A 364-nucleotide genomic window follows, 5' to 3' on the forward strand; every position below is an offset into this window, starting at 1 on the left:
GCCCGGACGGCAAGACCGAACTCGTCAACTATCGCGCCTACGGCAACGTGCTGATCGTCGATCGGCTGTTTGCAGCCGCCGAACTCCGGCTCGGCGGTGAGCACCAGCAGAAGGTCAGGATTGTCAGGACCGACGGGAGGCCGTCGTCATGAACGCCAGGAATGGAAACGATCACGAGCAAGCAGTTCCGCCTGAGACACAAGAGGAACAGTCCAGGAGCTTCCGCTTGAGAGCAGAGCATCCGCGCGTGACACGATTGTCGCGGAAGGTCCTGGCTGGCGGGAGCGCAGTTGCCCTGCTTGTCATCGGCGGAGCGGTGCTGTGGTCGCTGCAGAACAATCGCTCCCGTCATCAGGCGACCGAT

Annotated in this window: 1 protein-coding gene and 1 pseudogene; both read left to right on the top strand. The window is 62.4% G+C overall.

The window, feature by feature from the left end:
- Positions 1–152, top strand: a 152-nt coding sequence (locus tag AC5ZGW_RS47605) for a TrbG/VirB9 family P-type conjugative transfer protein (RefSeq protein WP_496114335.1), incomplete at its 5' end; no start/stop codon positions are given.
- Positions 149–364, top strand: a pseudogene (locus AC5ZGW_RS47610) (TrbI/VirB10 family protein); the annotation flags it as partial. The gene AC5ZGW_RS47605 and the pseudogene AC5ZGW_RS47610, both read left to right, overlap by 4 nt.

It is taken from the genome of Bradyrhizobium sp. Crot121 (genome assembly GCF_059512385.1).